Annotated in this window: 12 protein-coding genes; 5 read left to right on the top strand and 7 right to left on the bottom strand. The window is 61.5% G+C overall.

Features of this window, described 5'->3' with window-relative positions; translation table 11 throughout:
* Positions 1-4: 4 nt before the first annotated feature.
* Positions 5-472, bottom strand: a complete 468-nt coding sequence (locus K6N12_RS10225; protein WP_097625066.1) for a hypothetical protein — start codon at positions 470-472, stop codon at positions 5-7.
* Positions 473-569: 97 nt separating this feature from the next.
* Positions 570-2,324 carry an alkaline phosphatase gene (locus tag K6N12_RS10230; protein WP_097625067.1) on the bottom strand — a complete coding sequence of 585 codons (1,755 nt, stop codon included), beginning with the start codon at positions 2,322-2,324 and terminating at the stop codon, positions 570-572.
* A 94-nt stretch (positions 2,325-2,418) separates the two neighbouring features.
* Here K6N12_RS10230 and K6N12_RS34800 point away from each other — a divergent pair, with 94 nt between their 5' ends.
* The 3 genes from K6N12_RS34800 to K6N12_RS10245 all read left to right on the top strand — a co-directional run bounded on the left by K6N12_RS34800 (position 2,419) and on the right by K6N12_RS10245 (position 4,761).
* Entirely contained in the window at positions 2,419-2,625 is a 207-nt protein-coding gene (locus tag K6N12_RS34800; protein WP_097625068.1) for a hypothetical protein, read from the top strand.
* Between the two features lie 111 nt (positions 2,626-2,736).
* Positions 2,737-3,771, top strand: a complete 1,035-nt coding sequence (locus K6N12_RS10240; protein WP_003589565.1) for an aspartate-semialdehyde dehydrogenase — start codon at positions 2,737-2,739, stop codon at positions 3,769-3,771.
* 168 nt (positions 3,772-3,939) lie between these two features.
* Entirely contained in the window at positions 3,940-4,761 is an 822-nt protein-coding gene (locus tag K6N12_RS10245) for a lytic murein transglycosylase (RefSeq protein WP_097625069.1), read from the top strand.
* Between the two features lie 51 nt (positions 4,762-4,812).
* On the opposite strand, the gene K6N12_RS10250 is transcribed toward K6N12_RS10245, so the two are convergent.
* The 3 genes from K6N12_RS10250 to pdxY all read right to left on the bottom strand — a co-directional run bounded on the left by K6N12_RS10250 (position 4,813) and on the right by pdxY (position 8,111).
* Positions 4,813-6,426 carry a GGDEF domain-containing protein gene (locus K6N12_RS10250; RefSeq protein ID WP_097625070.1) on the bottom strand — a complete coding sequence of 538 codons (1,614 nt, stop codon included), beginning with the start codon at positions 6,424-6,426 and terminating at the stop codon, positions 4,813-4,815.
* Positions 6,427-6,522: 96 nt separating this feature from the next.
* Positions 6,523-7,164, bottom strand: coding sequence for a carbonic anhydrase (locus tag K6N12_RS10255; protein WP_097625071.1), 642 nt, complete (start codon positions 7,162-7,164; stop codon positions 6,523-6,525).
* A 71-nt stretch (positions 7,165-7,235) separates the two neighbouring features.
* Complete coding sequence (pdxY, locus tag K6N12_RS10260; protein ID WP_131710932.1) at positions 7,236-8,111, bottom strand: pyridoxal kinase PdxY; 876 nt, start codon at positions 8,109-8,111, stop codon at positions 7,236-7,238.
* 275 nt (positions 8,112-8,386) lie between these two features.
* Between pdxY and K6N12_RS10265 the strand changes: the two genes are divergently transcribed.
* Together K6N12_RS10265 and K6N12_RS10270 are read left to right on the top strand one after the other, a co-directional pair.
* The gene (locus K6N12_RS10265; protein ID WP_131710933.1) at positions 8,387-13,162 is read left to right on the top strand and encodes an NAD-glutamate dehydrogenase; all 4,776 of its coding nucleotides are present in this window, start codon (positions 8,387-8,389) and stop codon (positions 13,160-13,162) included.
* A 23-nt stretch (positions 13,163-13,185) separates the two neighbouring features.
* Positions 13,186-14,574 (top strand): MFS transporter, encoded by a 1,389-nt coding sequence (locus K6N12_RS10270; protein WP_097625074.1) that lies wholly within the window; start codon positions 13,186-13,188, stop codon positions 14,572-14,574.
* 8 nt (positions 14,575-14,582) lie between these two features.
* Here the strand turns inward: K6N12_RS10270 and purH are convergent, their stop codons facing one another.
* Together purH and K6N12_RS10280 are read right to left on the bottom strand one after the other, a co-directional pair.
* Complete coding sequence (gene purH / locus K6N12_RS10275) at positions 14,583-16,199, bottom strand: bifunctional phosphoribosylaminoimidazolecarboxamide formyltransferase/IMP cyclohydrolase (protein WP_097625075.1); 1,617 nt, start codon at positions 16,197-16,199, stop codon at positions 14,583-14,585.
* A gap of 151 nt (positions 16,200-16,350) precedes the next feature.
* On the bottom strand, positions 16,351-18,024 hold the full coding sequence (locus tag K6N12_RS10280; protein ID WP_097625076.1) for a heparinase II/III family protein: 1,674 nt from the start codon (positions 18,022-18,024) through the stop codon (positions 16,351-16,353).
* Positions 18,025-18,096: the final 72 nt, after the last annotated feature.

The raw sequence follows: 18,096 nt of genomic DNA on the forward strand, positions 1-18,096 counted from the left end.
CGGTTCAGACGGCGGAATATTCGGCCCGGCGGATCCGCAGCAGGCTGACGAAGCCGGTGTCCGGGTCCGTCCAGGAGCCATATTCCAGCATGCCGCGCACTTCGATCGTCTGGCGCGGCTGCACGAAGGTCTGTTTCTCCCCGAGATAGACGACGACGATATTATCCGGCCAGTCCGCATCCGAGGAGCAGAAGGGGCAGAGCGACATCGGCATCTCGGTGAGCACAAAGAACTGAGCCTCGGCCTTCAGGGGCGGCGCCATGAAACCTTTCATGCTGATTTCCTGCCCGGCAAGGCGCTTCACCTTGTCGGAAAATTCAAGGCCGAGCACGCCGAACTTGCCATAAAGCTCATCGAAACTGATCACGGAACCTGCTGCAAAACTCGGGCGAGCAACAGCGGCGAAAGCCAGCGTGCCGATGGCGCCGATCAGGCCGCGGCGGCTGAGATGCAGCGAAGGGAGCTTTTCCATGGCGATCTCCAAGAATTAAATCCCGGCCGCTGAACGGCCGGGACCATGATCGACGAAACAGGCAAAGCCGGCAAGCGACTGCCGGATCGGCCTCAGATCAATTCGTCTGCTTGGCGCCGAGAGCGAAGGTGTCGGCGAGCACGCGATAGACGTCGCTCTGTTCCATATAGCCATGGAACTCTTCAGAACCCGGACCGGCCGACTGCAGGACGACGTCGTCGACCGCATGGACGCCGCTGTCGCCGGTCTTCGGAATATTGCCCTGCACGAAGACCGCGCCGGGAACATCCTTGTACTGCTCGTTGGCGACATATTCCTTCTTTTCGTTCTGGACAGCCGGAACGAACGGACCATCGAGCTTCGGACGGAAGGTCTCGTAGTGGTCAGGGCCGTTGTTGGCGCTCAGGAACAGGCGACGGCTGACGTCGATCTTGTCAGGGTAACCGTCGCCGTTTTCGTCCTTGTAGTTCGGGAAGCCGGCTTCCGCATAGGTGCCGACCTTTTCGCGCATTTCGGTGCCGGGCTTGTCGTCATCGACGGTGCCGATGATCGATACACCGTGGGTGTGGTCGCCGGTGACGACGATCAGCGTGTCCGGATGGGCCTTCTGGAATTCGCGGGCAACGCCGATGGCCTGGTCGAATTCGATGGTTTCGAAGACGGCGCGATCCCAATCGAGCGGATGCGACATCTTGTCGATCGAGGAACCCTCGACCATCAGGAAGAAACCGTCCGGATTCTTGGAGAGGCGGTCGAGCGCAACCTTGGTCATGGCGACGAGACCCGGCTGGTTCGGGAACTTGTCGACGGTGCCCTTCTTCAGGAACTCGCGATCGAGCGTGACGTCCATATTGCCGGTGTGGAAGAGACCGAGGAGATTGCCTTCGGCCGATGCATTGGCGGCGAGCTCGTTCTTGTCGGTCGCAAGCTTGTAGCCGGCATCCTGGAACAGCTTAATGTAGTCCTGGTTGTCCTTGCGCTTGGAACCGGCGACCTCTTTGCCGAGGAAATAGGCCGAGCCGCCGCCGAGCAGGACTTCCGGCTTGACGTCGAGCAGCATGCCGACGACATCGGCCTTGTCGTTGCGGTTGCGGGTATGGGAAACGACGGCAGCCGGCGTCGCGTCTTCGACTTCGGCGGTTGCGACGATGCCGATCGACTTCTTCGTCGTGCGGCGAACAGCTTCCGCGAAGGTTTCGACGCGCGGGTCATCGAGCGAGGCCGGGGTGCGGTCCGCGTAGACGCCGAGCGCGTTGACGGCGGTCTTGTGGCCCGTCATGTAGGCCGACATGGTATTGGCGGAGTCCGTGGAGACGGCATTCGTCGAGGAGGTGCCGATGAAAGCCATGCGATCGAGATCGTCCATGTTCAGGCGGCCGTTCGCCTTGCCCTCGGTCATGCCCTTCGACATGATGCGGGCAGCGGTGCGATGCGCGACGGAAAGACCGTCGCCGAGCAGGAAGATGATGTTCTTGGCCTTCGGCTGGGCCGCGGTTTCGTAAACATTCCAGGTGACGGACTTCGTTTCGTCGCCGGCAGCAACCTCGACCTTGTAGGCGCCGGGAGCGGAGATCTTCAGGCCGCGCAGCAGCAGAGCGGAACCGAGAGCCTTATCCTCTTTGCCCTTTTCCAGTTCGACGAACTGCGCCTCGCCGCCGAGGACGGTCTTGTAGTCCTGGCCGTTGACCGTGATCTTCACGTCTTCGGGCTTGACCTGCTTGTTGAGTTCGACCTTGAAATCGAACGGCGAACCGGCAAGAATCGTGGCGCGATCGAGCGGATAGACCGTTGTCGCCTGAGCCGCGCCCGCAAGCATGGTGGTGGCCGCAAAGGCGGCAAGAAGCGTACGCATGGAAAACCCCCGTTTTCGTTGCAGTCATTAAATAACCGAGCCGGGATACCTCCCGGGGATGACAGCGGCATGACAAAACGCCGCAGCGTCGTGGCTGCCGCTTTCGCCTGCAGGCTCCGAGCGCAAAAACCTTGACTCCTGTGGAAAACCTTCTAAGAGCAACAGCGGAAAAGGAATCTCCATGGTTCGCGACGAACACGCCATTGCTGACCGCAATGACCGGGCACGGGTTGCCGGGGTGGATATTGCCGTTCCGGTTTCTGCCAAAACCAAGGCCAAAACGACGACGAAAACCGTCTGACGTCTCTGGCCTGCCGCTCTCTCCCCGGCTCGGCTGGGGACAGGAAGACGCGATCCGTCGCGCCTTTCCCCTCACCGGACAAGAGGAGAGAAGAGAAAGAGAGCTTGAGAAATGGGTTTCAAAGTAGCAATTGCGGGAGCAACCGGAAATGTCGGCCGGGAGATGCTCAACATTCTCTCCGAACGCGGCTTCCCCGCCGATGAGGTCGTGGCGCTCGCCTCCGCGCGTTCGCAGGGCACCGAGGTTTCCTATGGTGACCGGACGCTGAAGGTTTCCAATCTGGAGAATTACGATTTCTCCGACACCGATATCTGCCTGATGTCGGCCGGCGGCGAAATCTCCAAGAAGTTTTCGCCGAAGATCGGTCAGCAGGGCTGCATCGTCATCGACAATTCCTCGGCCTGGCGTTACGACGCCGACGTGCCGCTGATCGTGCCGGAAGTGAACCCGGACGCCATCAGCCAGTTCACCAAGCGCAACATCATCGCCAACCCGAATTGCTCGACCGCCCAGCTGGTGGTTGCGCTGAAGCCGCTGCATGACTTCGCCAAGATCAAGCGTGTCGTCATCTCGACCTACCAATCGGTCTCCGGCGCCGGCAAGGACGGCATGGACGAGCTCTTCAATCAGACGCGCGCCGTCTTCGTCGCCGATCCGATCGAGAACAAGAAGTTCACCAAGCGTATCGCCTTCAACGTCATCCCGCACATCGACGTCTTCATGGAAGACGGCTACACCAAGGAAGAGTGGAAGGTGCTGGCCGAGACTAAGAAGATGCTCGACCCGAAGATCAAGGTGACCTGCACGGCAGTGCGCGTGCCTGTCTTCATCGGCCATTCGGAATCCGTCAACATCGAGTTCGAAAACGAGATCACCGCCGACCAGGCCCGCGATATCCTGCGCGATGCACCAGGCTGCCTCGTCATCGACAAGCGTGAGGACGGCGGCTACATCACGCCTTATGAATCCGCCGGCGAGGACGCGACCTACATCTCGCGCATCCGCGAGGACGCGACGGTCGAAAACGGCCTCAACATCTGGGTGGTCTCCGACAACCTGCGCAAGGGCGCCGCATTGAACGCCATTCAGATCGCCGAGCTGCTGGTCAATCGCGGCCTCGTCAAGCCGCGCAAGCAGGCCGCCTGATACGATTTGTAAACCATAAGATGTTAAAGCCCTGCTCGGTGAGCGGGGCTTTTCCGGGGCAAATCAACTGTATAAGCGCTCGCTAAAAGGTGATCGTGACAAAATCGTGAGTGGCTGGCATTCTCTTGCCCGCCTAAAAACTATGCAGATCGAGAGCGGGGTTTCTCAATGCGCATGAAAAAGTTGTTTCTGGCGGCCGCTGCGGCAATGGGCGTCCTCCATGCGGTACCGGCGTTCGCGCAAGGACCGCAATGCGGCAATACCAGCGCCGGCTTCGAGGCCTGGGTTGCCGATTTCAAGCAGACGGCAGCAGCCAATGGCGTCAGCCAGGCGGTTCTGAGCCGCGCCTTTGCCAACGTCAATTACAACAAACCGACGATCGCCGCCGACCGCGGCCAGAAGAGCTTCAAACTCTCCTTCGACGCCTTCATGCAGAAGCGCGGCGGTGCCGCCGTCATCTCCCGCGGCCGCAGCATGAAAGCCGCCAACCAGGCGCTTTTTGCCTCGATCGAGCGCCGTTTCGGCGTTCCGGCCGGCCCGCTAATCGCCATCTGGGGCATGGAGACCGGTTTTGGCAGCTATATGGGCAACCAGCACACGCTGTCGGCCGTTTCGACGCTCGCCTATGACTGCCGCCGTTCGGACTATTTCACCGACCAGCTCTATGCCGCGCTCCAGCTCGTCTCCGAGGGTTATCTGAGCCCGCAGGCCAAGGGTGCTGCCCACGGTGAAATCGGCCAGACGCAGTTTCTGCCGCGCAATGTCGTGCGCTTCGGCGCCGACGGCGATGGCGATGGCCGAGTTGACATGGTCGGTTCGCGTGCCGATGCACTGGCCTCGACGGCGAATTTCCTCAAGGGCCATGGCTGGCGCGCCGGCGCCGGCTATCAGCCCGGAGAGCCGAATTTCGTCGCCATCCAGGGCTGGAACGCCGCCAGCGTCTATCAGCAGGCAATCGCTTATATCGGCCAGCAGATCGACGGCAAATAGGTCTTCTTCGACAACGATACCCGAAAACGCCGCTGGGACATGCGGCGTTTTTTATATGCGGGAATCAAAGCCGCCGCCGGAGGCCGTCTTGCGGCGCTCCTCCTGCGCCGGGACGATTGGCCCCGAAACGACACAATTGCGGCCGGAGGCCTTGGCGGCGTAGAGCGAGAGATCGGCGCGTTTGACCAGATCCTCGAAGTTCCGGTTGGCGGCTTCATTTGCCCGGCCGGCACATCCGAAACTTGCCGTCACCCTGAGAACCTCGCCACTCTCCAAGGGGATTTCCGCCGCCTCGATCGCCAGCCGCACGCGCTCGGCAACGATTGCCGCATCGTCGGGCGTCGAATCCGGCAGGAGCGCCAGGAACTCCTCGCCGCCATGACGGACCAGCAGATCGAAGGAACGGAAATTCGCGCGCGCGACGCCCGCGACATGCCGGAGCACGGCATCGCCAGCGTCATGGCCGTTGATATCGTTGATCTTCTTGAAATGATCGAGGTCGAAGAGCACGACGGAAATCCAGCGTGATCCGTGCTCGGCCTGCGTGAGAAGCGCCGATGCGGCAAACTCGAAGCCGCGCCTGTTGTAAAGGCCGGTCAGGAGATCGGTCTGGGCCGCGTTGCGCAACTCGCCGACCAGCGTCTCCCGGTCCCGCGTCAGCCGATCGATCAGGCGCAGACCCCTTGCCGCCAGCATCATCACCAAGGTCGCGAGGATGAGCAAGCCGGCGCACAGCGCCAGGATCCGCGTCAGGTGTATATGCGAACGCGTCGAAAAGTTTTCGCCGGTCTCGTGAATATCTCTCGCCGCCTCGATCATTTTCTGTTGCAGGAAAGTCATGCGTTCGCTCTGCGCAGCCGCCCAGACGTCGCGCACCTCAGGCGTCGGCCGCGATCCGGCGAGAATGGCGTCGGTGATCGCATTCGCCTTCACCTGGTCGCGGCGACCGAGATAGGCAACAATGTCGCGTACGATCGGCGCCGCCGAATGGAAGACCATGTGATCCATGCCCTCGCCGATCATGACCTTGCCCTGCACGAACAGCTCCACCGGAAATCTGGCGGACACGCCCTGGTCAAGGTAACGGCTGCCAATGCCGGTGATCAGCCTCTCCCCATAATAGGTCAGCATGATGCCCATCAGCTGGTTGGATTTCTCCAGCAGCACCGGGTCGCTGATCAAGGGTGAAAGCGCATCGACGACGGCAAGCTGCTTGAGAGCTGCGTACCAGTAGATCGACCCGGGATCGCTGCCGACATAACGGCCCTGGTCGACGGCGCCGCGCGCGGCGACGATGCGGCTGTAGGCAAGGCTGAGAATCGACAATTCTTCCGCAAGCCCTTCATCGAGCGTATCGCGGGAAGGCAGGCTGGCATAGAAGGCAAGGCGCTCGTCATCGAGCGTTGCCCGGCTTTTCTGCATATCAGCGGCAGTTTTGCTGCTCGGATGCGCGAGATAAATGCGAGTGGCACCGATTTCGCTCAGGATCTCCGTGGCGGCGATCGACCCGCCACGGGCAAGAACGTCGGCGAACTGCCGGTCTTTCTCGAGATCCCTGTATTGGTTGACTGAAGCCCGTATGACGACGACGCCTTCAATGAGCATGAAGACGAAGGGCAGCATGATGGCGGCCAGGATAACCCTTTTGATGGTCTCGAACTTCATCGCCAATCGCCACGGTACTCAAAACGTCGGTCGTGCGCGACCAATTGACGCCAATCTTAGCAGCAATTCTTAATAAACTGATAAAGCGGCAGATCCCTAGATTTGGGGACGAATGAAGTCACGTGTCTCGGCGTCCATCACCCAGAGTTCGCCGGTCGAAATATCGAACCACGCGCCATGGAGATGCATTTTTCCCGCTTCCTCGAGTGCCTTGATGTCGGGAAAGCTTCTGAGATTTTCGATCGAATTGCGGATCGAGACACGCTCCAGCGCCGTCTGCCGCTCTGCGGCCGTCATCACGTCATTACTCTGGATCTGCTCGGCAGCGGGCTTGACCAGCGACATCCAGCGGCCGATAAAATCGCCCGGCGACAGCGGCTCGGCATTGGGATCGAGCGCGGCGCGGATGCCGCCGCAGCGGCCGTGGCCCATCACGACGATATCCGAGACCTTCAGCGCCTGCACCGCAAATTCGAGCGCGGCCGACGTCGAATGGAAATGGCCGTCCGGCTCGTAGGGCGGCACCATGTTGGCGACGTTGCGGATAACGAAGAGCTCACCCGGGCCGGCATCGAAGATCAGCTCCGGTGCGGCACGTGAATCCGAACAGGCAATGACCAGCGTGCTCGGACTCTGACCGTTTTCGGCAAGCAGTCGATACCTGTCGCGGGCATCGGCATAACGCCCGTTCATGAAGTTGCGGTAACCGTCCAGAAGGGAATTTGGAAAACGCTGCATGCTTCTGGATTAGCGCGCGCGGAAGACAAGATCAACTGCTGCACTGCAAAATGAGTACATTGACGGATGCGTCATTTTTTCCGCCGCTGCGCCGGGTGCACGAGCCGGCGCATCTGCACCATGGCCATCGGCGTCGAGAGGCTGGACGCATCGCTCGCCAGCATCAACTCGTTGCTGCCGCGCTTGACGGCGCGTGCCAGCACCTCGAAGACGCTTGCTGTGGCAAGCTGAAGCGCCTTTTCGTCCTCGAGACCGGAAAGCAGGCGCGACAGGAAGACGGCAGCCAGCAGGTCGCCGAGACCGTTCGGCGGGTTTTCGACGACGCGGTGCTCGGCAAGAAGCGCGTGACGGCCGGAAAGATAGAGATTGCCGGTACCCCCTGCCATCATCGGCACGGCCGAGGTGACGAGCATGCGCGACGGCCCGAGCGCCAGCGCCGCCTCCATGATCGCGCTGTTGTCGTCAAGTGCTGCCCCGGACAGCCATGCAAGTTCGTAGCGGTTCGGCGTCGCCAGCGACGCGAGTGGGATCAGATGGTCGCGAATGGCCTCGGCGGTCGCCTCCGGCACGTAGAGACCGCCGAGATCACCCATGACGGGGTCGCAGACATAGAGAAGCTCGGGATTATCTTGCCTGAGCGCGGCGATCAGCCGAGCCACGGAGCGCGCCTGGGCGGCATTGCCGAAATAGCCCGAAAGCACCGCCTTGACTTCGCCGATCCAGGGCGCCCGGATCAGATCGTCGATCGCCGCGTCGAAATCCGCTTCCGCAAATGTAAGCCGCGTCGAGCGGCCGTGGCCGGGATGCCAGGGCAACACGATGGTCGGCATCGCCCAGACCGGATGACCAAGCGTCTCCAGGGCAAAGACGGCCGCCCGGTTTCCGACCGAGCCGCGCACCACATGGCTGGAGATGACGATGACTGCGCCCGCTGCATTTTCCGACATGAGACAAGATCCGAATGATGACCGCGTTTGATGATCTTTTTGACGCCACGCTGTCAACCGTTCTTCACGTGAACATGGAAATGTGCCGCGGAACGAAAAACAAAAAGAGGATCCTTCCGTTCGTTTTGGCCATGAAATCGGAAAAATCTCTGACAATTTCCCATTTCCAGCGTCAAAAAAGCATCAATACGATCCCTCAAGGCCGCATTTTAGAGATTTTTTCGCGAAATCTTCTGCTAGCTTGCAGAAAACCAGTCCATTGCGGGAGGCGATTCATGGCTGCCAGAAACAATCCGAAACGGGAAAAGCAGATCGAAAGCGCGCGCAAGATCGCCAAGGCGACGGGCGAAGCGCATCTCGATCCGGAAATTCTCTTCGGACGGGCCAGCAATGACGATCTCGAACTCTATACGCCTGAGATGCTGGCGCTCTCCGCCGTGCATTCGGCAAAGGAACTCGCCGCCTGGAACGGCAAGGCGCCCCGCGTCGGCATCGACACCATCGCCGATGTGACGCCCGGTGGCATTGCCGTTTCGGTGCTTTCGGTCACTGATCGGAACATGCCTTTCCTGTTTGAATCGGTCATGGGTGAAGTGACGAGCACCTATCGCGATCTGTTCATGGCCGTGCACCCCATCCTGGTCATGGAGAAAGGTAAGGCGCCTGCGCTCTATTCCGCCGATCACCCGAGCGACCCGGCCAACCGCGTCAGCCATATCCAGCTCCATATTGCGCCGCTCAACTCCGACCAAGCCTCTGATCTCGTCAAACGCATCGAAACCGTGCTCGAGCAGGTCCGCCTGTCGGTGTCCGACTGGAAGCCGATGCTCTCCAAGATCGATGGGGTGATCGCCGAGCTTTCAGCCAATGGCGCCAGCCGGAAGAAGGCTGATCGCGATGAAGCCGTCGCCTTCCTGACATGGCTTCGCGACGAGAATTTCACGTTCCTCGGGATGCGCGAATATGTCTATTCCGGCAAGGGTTCCGACGCCAGGGTCGAACGCGACAAGGGTACCGGCCTCGGCATTCTCTCCAATCCCGATGTGCTCGTGCTGCGCACCGGCAAGGATGCCGTGACGACGACGCCTGAGATCCTTGCTTTCCTCGACGGTCCCGACTTCCTGATCGTCACGAAGGCGAATGTGAAATCCATCGTCCATCGCCGGGCCTATATGGATTATGTCGGCGTCAAACGCTTCGACGCCGACGGCAACGTCACCGGCGAGCTGCGCATCGTCGGGCTTTTCACCTCGACGGCCTATACGTCGCTCGCCTCGGAAATCCCGCTGCTGCGTTCCAAGATCGAGAAGGTGAAGGAACATTTCGGCTTCGACCCGATGAGCCATTCCGGCCGCATGCTCGACAACACGCTGGAATCCTATCCGCGCGACGACCTTTTCCAGATCGACACCACGCTGCTTGCCAGTTTTGCCGAACAGATCAACGACCTCGCCGACCGGCCGCGCGTGCGCGTCCTGCCGCGCATCGACCATTTCGACCGCTTCGTCTCGGTGATCGTCTACGTGCCGCGCGAGGAATATGACTCGATCGTCCGCGAAAGGATCGGCACCTATCTGAAGACCGTCTATGACGGTCGTGTCTCCGCCTATTACCCGGCTTTCCCGGAAGGCGGCGTGGCGCGCGTGCATTTCATCATCGGCCGCTCCGGCGGCAAAACACCGCGCATTCCGCAGTCAAAGCTCGAGCAGGTGATCCGCGAGATCACCGCCCGCTGGGATGACCGTTTCGAGGCGCTGGCCGGACCCAAGGCACCGAAGATATCAGTCGACCAGGCCTTTCAGGATTCCTTCACGCCTGAAGAAACCGTGGCCGATCTCGCCGATATCGTTGCCTGCGCCGCCGGCGAGCCACTTCGCATCGAATTCTACCATCGTCAGGAAGAGCAGAGCCGCACCCTCTCGCTGAAGATTTTCCACGCCGGCGGCCAGCTGGCGCTGTCGCGCCGCGTGCCGCTGCTTGAGAATCTCGGCTTCAATGTCGTCAGCGAACGCACCTTCGACATCGATGTACCGGCGACAGACGGAGAAACGAAACTCGTCGTGCTGCACGATATGGAACTCGAGGCCCGCAACGGCGGCGACATCGATCTGCAGCGTTACGGCTCCGCCCTCGAGGAAGCTTTTGTCGCCGCCTTCGCCGGCACGATCGACAATGACAGCTTCAACCGGCTGATCCTCTCGGCCGGGCTCTCGGCGCGCGAGACGAACGTGCTGCGCGCCTATGCGCGTTATCTCCGCCAGGCGGGCATCGCCTATTCGCAGGATTATATCGCCACCACGCTCGACAAATATCCCGGTGTCGCCGCCGCCATCTTCCGGCTCTTCCACGACACGCTCGATACCCGGCTTTCCGAAAAGGCCCGTGTCAAGAAGCTTGCCGACCTGCATCAGGCGATCGAAGTCGAGCTTGCCGACGTGCCGAGCCTTGACGACGACCGTATCCTGCGCCGCTACGTCAATATCGTCGATGCGACGCTTCGCACCAATTATTTCCAAAAGAATGCCGATGGATCGCCGAAGCCGATGCTGGCCTTCAAGCTTGATCCGCACTTGGTCGACGGGCTGCCGCAGCCCAAACCCTTCCGCGAGATGTTCGTCTACGGCGTCGAAGTCGAAGGCGTGCACCTGCGCTTCGGCAAGGTGGCACGCGGTGGCCTGCGCTGGTCGGACCGCGCCGAGGATTACCGCACCGAAGTGCTCGGTCTCGTCAAGGCCCAGCAGGTGAAGAACGCGGTCATTGTGCCGGTCGGCGCCAAGGGCGGTTTCTATCCGAAGAAGCTCCCCGTCGGCGGCAGCCGCGACGAGATCTTCAACGCCGGCCGCGAGGCTTACAAGACCTATATCCGCACGCTGCTGTCGATCACCGACAATATATCGGGCGCCGAGATCGTGCCGCCGAAGGATACGGTCAGGCTCGACGGCGACGACCCCTATTTCGTGGTCGCCGCCGACAAGGGCACCGCGACCTTCTCAGACACCGCCAATGCGCTGGCGCAGGAAGCCGGCTTCTGGCTGGACGATGCCTTCGCCTCCGGCGGCTCGGCCGGTTACGACCACAAGAAGATGGGCATCACCGCCCGCGGCGCCTGGGAAACCGTCAAACGCCATTTCCGTGAAATGGACATCGACATCCAGACGACGCCCTTCACGGTCGCCGGCGTCGGCGACATGTCGGGCGACGTTTTCGGCAACGGCATGCTGCTCTCTCCGAAGATCCGGCTGATAGCCGCCTTCGACCACCGCGATATCGTCATCGATCCTGATCCCGATATGGAAAAGACACTCGCCGAACGCCAGCGGCTCTTCGACCTGCCGCGGTCAAGCTGGCAGGATTTCAACAAAAGCGTGCTCTCCAAGGGTGCGATGATCATCTCCCGCGCGACGAAATCGGTCACGCTGACACCGGAAGCGGTGGCCGCCATCGGCATCGACAAGGCCGTGGCCACGCCCTTCGAAATCATCACGGCGATCCTGAAGAGCCCGGTAGACCTGCTCTGGTTCGGCGGCATCGGCACCTATGTGAAAGCCCCGTCCGAAACCGATGCCGAAGTCGGCGACCGCGCCAACGACCCGATCCGCGTCACCGCGGTTGAGGTGCGCGCCAAGGTGATCGGCGAGGGCGCAAACCTCGGTGTCACCCAGAAGGGCCGCATCGCCTACGGTCTCAAGGGCGGACGCTGCAACTCCGACGCCATCGACAATTCGGCCGGCGTCAACACCTCGGACGTTGAGGTCAACATTAAGATCGCACTGGCGGCCGCCATGCATGACGGGCGCCTGACTCGGGCAAAACGCGACCAGCTTCTGTCTTCGATGACCAGCGAAGTGGCGAGCCTGGTGCTGCGCAACAACTACCTGCAGTCGCTGGCAATTTCATTGACGGAACGCAAGGGCACGGCAAACGGCCTGGAGCTTGGCCGTTTCATGAGCGTGCTCGAGGCGGCCGGCCAGTTGAACCGGAAGGTCGAGACGCTGCCGGACGAACAGACGCTGGCCGAACGCTATACCGCCGGCAAGCCGCTGACGCGACCGGAAATCGGCGTGCTGGTATCCTATGCCAAGATCGTGCTCTTCGATGCGCTGGCCGCCAGCGATCTGCCGGATGACCCCTATTTTACCGCGACGCTTTTGAATTATTTCCCCGTCAAGATGCAGAAGTCGAACGCCGGCGATATCGCCGGTCATCGCCTGAAGCGCGAAATTGTCGCGACGGTGCTTGCCAACGAAGCGATCAACCGCGGCGGGCCGAGCTTCACCGTTGCCATGATGGATGCGACGGCCGCTTCGGCACCGGAAGTGGTGCGCGCGGCAATCGTTGCGCGCGATGGTTTCGACCTGACCCGGCTCTGGGCCGAAACGGATGCGCTCGACGGCCGGATATCCGGCGAAATGCAGAACCGTATCTACGAGGAAATCAGCCATAGCTTTACCGTATTGACGCGCCTGCTGTTGAAGACCGCGATGACCAAGTCGGATATGGCCGAAGTGATTAGCCGGCTGCAGGCCGCTCTGAAGAAACTGAAGCCCGCCTTTGCCGAACAATCGGCCGGCGATGCCGCGGCGCGCCAAGCCGAATATACCCAGGCGGGCGTGCCCGAAAAGCTCGCAGCCGAGATCGCCAACCTCCAGACCTTCGCGCTCGTGCCTGAGATCATGCAGATCGCCGAGCGCACCGGCGAGCCCCTGGTGCGCGCCGCTGAAAACTACTTCGCAGTATCCCAGACCTTCCGGATTGCCCGGCTGCTGGCGGCGGGTGGGCGGATCCTCACCTCCGACCATTACGAGAACCTGGCGCTTGCCCGCAGCATCGACCAGATCGCCAGCGCAAGACGCGACATCGTCATCTCGGCGCTGTCCGATCACGGCAAGGAAAAGCTCCCGGTTCAGGCCTGGCATGCCCAGGATCGCATCCGCATCAACCGGATCGTCGAAGAGCTATCGAGCCTCAGCGACGGCGGCGATCCCAATCTTGCGCGTATTACCGTTGCTGCAGGTATCCTGACCGATCTTGCGCGCGACCGGGCGAGGTGAGACAGTCCGCGGAAAAGGAGCGGATGTTGAATCGCATCGACTGGACAGGAACGCAGCCGCCGAAAGCCACGGAGAAGGGCATCTGGGGGTGGATGTTCTTCGATTGGGCAGCCCAGCCCTTCTTTACCGTGGTCACCACCTTCATCTTCGGTCCCTATTTCGTCTCCCGTCTGACCGATGACCCGGTTTCCGCGCAGACGACGTGGAGCAACATGGCGACGATCTCCTCGGTGATCATCGCCCTGCTCTCGCCCATCCTCGGCTCGATCGCCGACCAGTCCGGCGCACGCAAGCCCTGGATCGGCTTTTTCGCGGTCATCAAGATCGCGAGCCTTTTCTGCCTGTGGTTCGCAGCCCCCGGCTCGCCTGTTCTTTATCCGGTCATTTTCATGATCCTCGCCTCGATTTCGGCTGAGTTTTCGATCGTCTTTAACGATTCGATGATGCCGCGCCTGGTCGCCAAACACGAGGTCGGCAAGCTGTCCAACACAGCCTGGGGGCTCGGTTATCTTGGCGGCATCATCGTGCTCATTGCCGTCGTGACGCTTCTGGCGGCGAGCCCGGAGAGCGGCAAGACCATCCTCGGCCTCGAGCCGCTCTTCGGTCTCGATCCTCGGACCGGAGAGGATGCACGCATCACCGGGCCGATTTCGGCCGTCTGGTATCTGATCTTCATCCTGCCGATGTTCTTCTTCACGCCGGATGTCGGCAGAGGTCTTCCGTTCGGCCCCGCCGTCCGCGCCGGCCTGCGGGAAGTGAAAAACACGCTTGGCGAACTCAAGGAACGCCGCGGCATACTGAGATTTCTCATCGCCCGGATGATCTATCAGGACGGGGTCAACGGCCTGCTGATCCTCGGCGGTATCTTCGCCGCCGGCATGTTCGGCTGGGCAACGATCGAGATCGGCATCTACGGCATCATCCTCAATGTCGTCGCGATCTTCGGTTGCCTGATCGCCGGCCGCATCGACAAGGGTGTCGGTTCGAAGGTGACGGTCGTCATCAGCCTGACCATGCTGCTTCTCGCCACGATCGGCATCATTTCGACAGGACCGGGTTACACCCTGTTTGGCCTGCTGCCGCTGCCGACGGCGGATTCCGGCGGCCTCTTCGGCACTGCGGCGGAAAAAGCCTATATCCTCTACGGCCTGCTGATCGGGTTCGCCTTCGGGCCGGTGCAGGCCTCGTCGCGCTCCTATCTCGCCCGCAGCGTCAGCCCTGAAGAGGCCGGCCGCTACTTTGGCATCTACGCGCTTTCGGGGCGCGCCACGAGTTTCATGGCGACGCTGCTCTTCTCGCTGGTGACCTATATGAGCGGATCACCGCGGCTTGGAATGGCCACGCTGATCCTGTTTCTCGCCGGCGGACTGGTGCTCCTGATCCGCACGCCCTATCCGGCCGACCGCGCATAGACGCCCAATTAGTGCCGGAAGTGGCGCATACCGGTGAAGACCATGGCGATGCCATGTTCATTGGCGGCATCGATGACCTCCTGGTCGCGCATCGAACCGCCCGGCTGGATCACCGCGGTCGCGCCTGCGGCGATCATCGACAGGAGACCGTCGGCAAACGGCAGGAAGGCTTCGGAGGCGACTGCCGAGCCATGCGTCATCGGCACTGCCAGGCCAAGCGCCTTCGCGGCTTCTTCCGCCTTCAGCGCGGCGATGCGGGCGGAATCGACGCGGCTCATCTGGCCGGCGCCGATGCCGGCCGTCTGGCCGTCCTTGGCATAGACCACGGCGTTCGATTTCACGTGCTTGCCGATCTTGAAGGCGAACTTCATATCGTCAAGCTCCTGCGCGGTGGGCGCGCGCTTGGTGACGACCTTGAGCTCCAGATCCTCGACCATGCCGTTATCGCGGCTCTGGACCAGCAGGCCGCCGGAAACGGTCTTCGCTGTCAGGCCCGCAGCACGCGGGTCTGGCAGGCCGCCGGCCGACAGCAGCCGCAGGTTCGGCTTGCGAGCGATGATCGCCTTCGCTTCCTCGGTCACATCAGGCGCGATAATCACTTCGGTGAAGAGCTTGACGATCTCTTCGGCCGTTTCGGCATCCAGCGTCCGATTGAGCGCGATGATGCCGCCGAAGGCGGAAACGCTGTCGCAGGCAAGCGCCCGCCGATAGGCCTCGACCAGGCTCGACCCGGTGGCGACGCCGCAGGGATTGGCATGCTTGATGATGGCGCAGGCCGGCGCCTTCTCGGGCAGGAACTCGGCGACCAGCTCGTAGGCGGCATCCGTATCGTTGATATTGTTGTAGGAGAGCTGCTTGCCCTGGAGGAGGGCAGCCGTGGAAACACCCGGGCGCTTCTCGCCGGTCACATAGAAGGCAGCCTTCTGGTGTGGGTTTTCGCCGTAACGCATCTCTTCCTTCAGTGCACCGCCGATAACGCGGTGGCGCGGCGTGTCGATCGACAGCGCTTCTGCGAACCAGTTGGAAATCACGGCGTCATAGGCCGCGGTGCGGGCATAGGCCTTGGCGGCCATACGCTGGCGGAAGGCATAGGCCGTCTTGCCGGCATCGGCGGAAAGCTGCTCCTTGAACTCGGCATAATCGTTGGGGTCGGTCAGAATGGTCACATAGGCATGGTTCTTGGCCGATGCGCGGATCATCGCCGGGCCGCCGATATCGATATTCTCGACGGTGGTGGGATAATCGCCGCCGGCCGCGCGCACTTCCTCGAAGGGATAGAGGTTGATGACGGCGAGGTCGATGGCCTCGATGCCGTGGGTCTTCATCGCCTCCTGATGTTCGCTATCGTCCCGGATCGCCAGCAGGCCACCATGCACCGTCGGATGCAGCGTCTTGACCCTCCCGTCCATGATCTCGGGAAAGCCGGTGATCTCGGAGACATCGGTAACGGCAAGGCCGGCGGCGGCGATCGCCTTGTAGGTGCCGCCGGTCGACAGCAGCCGTACGCCTCGTTCCGACAGTGCCTGGGCGAGTTCGACGATCCCGGTCTTGTCGAAGACGGAGAGGAGGGCGGTCTTGATTTCGACCTTGTCGGGGGCGGGGATCTTCTTGGAAATGACGGCCATGAAACCTTCTCCGTTCGGGCTTCGGGAGACATCCGCTTGGTTTAGAGCAGGATTCGGATTTCAGGCCGGCTCGGGCCTAAGATCATCCTGCTCCAGGACGCTCGCATTCTGAGGCCGCGTTAGCACAGCTTCGCCGCCGCGCAAACAGGTGCTATCCCTTGCGGGACAAAAACCAGCGGATTTCCGTCTTCTCGGCAAGATCGAAGTCGATTTCGATCTGGTCCGAGCCGCAAATGCCGGAGCTGTCGGCAAAGAATATGTCCTCGGTGATCAGCACTTCATTGCCGGGCGCCGAAAACAGCCAGCTTTCGCCGTCCGGCGCCGTCAGCAGCACGGACTCCCCGTCGCTCTGCTGCAGGACGATGGAGGGATGGATATGAAAACGGGCGACGGCCTTCAGGGGCTCGTCATGCTCAGATCCTTCCCGGACGACGAGCCGGTCGCGCCCGGTCACGATCGAGCCTGCGCCATTGAGTGTCAGCTCACGCTCGTGCAACACCCCAAACACCCTGAGATAACCGTCATGGCTGAGTTTGATGCCGTCGCGTCCGTCCTCCGTTTCGGCGCGCTCGACGGTGACTGTTCTCACCGGTTCGGTAATCGCGTGATTGAGGAAGGGCGAGGGCGAAAAGCGGCTGGACGAAGTGTCGTTCAAAATAACAGTCGAATGCGCCGCCGTCGTGCGCGCCATCTGGACATAGCGGTGCCCGGCAAATTTCGGCGAGCCCGAATTGATGATGAAGCGGTGGCGGCCGGACGACATTTCGAAGGAGAGGCTTCCGGCATGCACGGTCCGCAACGCGCCTCCTGAAGGCGGCGTGCCGGCATCGGCAATGATGACTGTTTTTCCGCCGGAAAGCCGCTGATAGCGCGACTGCGGCAAAGCCTTGAACGGCTGGCCGGCGGTCTCGTCATATCTGAGCACCGAGATCAGCTCGTTTGCCAACGTTGATGTCGCCCCGTTGAACAGCGCCAGATCCCCGTCCTGATGGCGAAAGAACCGCAGCGCCGGATAGATGCGGTCTATGCCGGAGATCAGCTTCTGCGGCAGGTCATGGCCGAGATTGACATAGGTTTGTCTCAACGGCAGCAGATCGAGCAGCAATTCCAGGCCGACGCGCGGATTGCGCGAGATATGGCCGCCATCCGGCAAAATCTGGCTATCGAATTCGCGGTCGAGCGCCTGTGCTGCCTTTCTGAGCGTCGATGCGCGGGCAGGCATGGCGACGGAGGCCATGGCGAGCGCGATACGCAGCCGAAACAGCTCCAGGCCGCCAAGCGTATAGGGCGCCATGCGGTGCAGGAACCTCACCTGGAAGGCCAGCGACTTCATGAAGCGGCGATAAAAGCCACGGTCGGCATTCTGCAGCACCACCGGCGAATGCGAGAGCCAGGCTATGACGCGCTGCGCGGTGACGTCGATCTCCCATGCAATCCCCTCCATGCGGCCGGCATGGATGGAAAGCCAGCTGTCGACGATCGCGCGGGCAGCGGCCGAACTGCGCTCCGTCTTGTTCGCTCGGATATGCCGCAGCCAACCGAAGCTGTGAAGGCGGATCGCGAAGGGGCGCGAAGGCAGGGTAAAGGTGAAGGGTGACTTTCCACTCGTTTCCAGCATCCGCCCGGCCAGCAGAAATCGTCCGTTGAGGATCTCGTCGGCCACATGCGAATCGATGCTGCGGAGATCGGTCGGCGCGACGATCAGACGCTCGGGCACGTTGATCGAATGGCGGAAGAGCTTTAGGCGCAGCAATGCGACGCGGCGCAAGGCGCGCCGCCAAGCCTCCCGAACATACATGCTCGCAAAACGCCGACCGGACTGCATATTCTATTGTCTATTGACCCTCGTGGTTAAGAATAGGTGAAAAGCGGCCGATTTCATCGCCCGCAATGAATT

The sequence above is a fragment of the Rhizobium redzepovicii genome (assembly GCF_019793435.1).
In the GTDB taxonomy this organism is placed as follows: domain Bacteria; phylum Pseudomonadota; class Alphaproteobacteria; order Rhizobiales; family Rhizobiaceae; genus Rhizobium; species Rhizobium redzepovicii.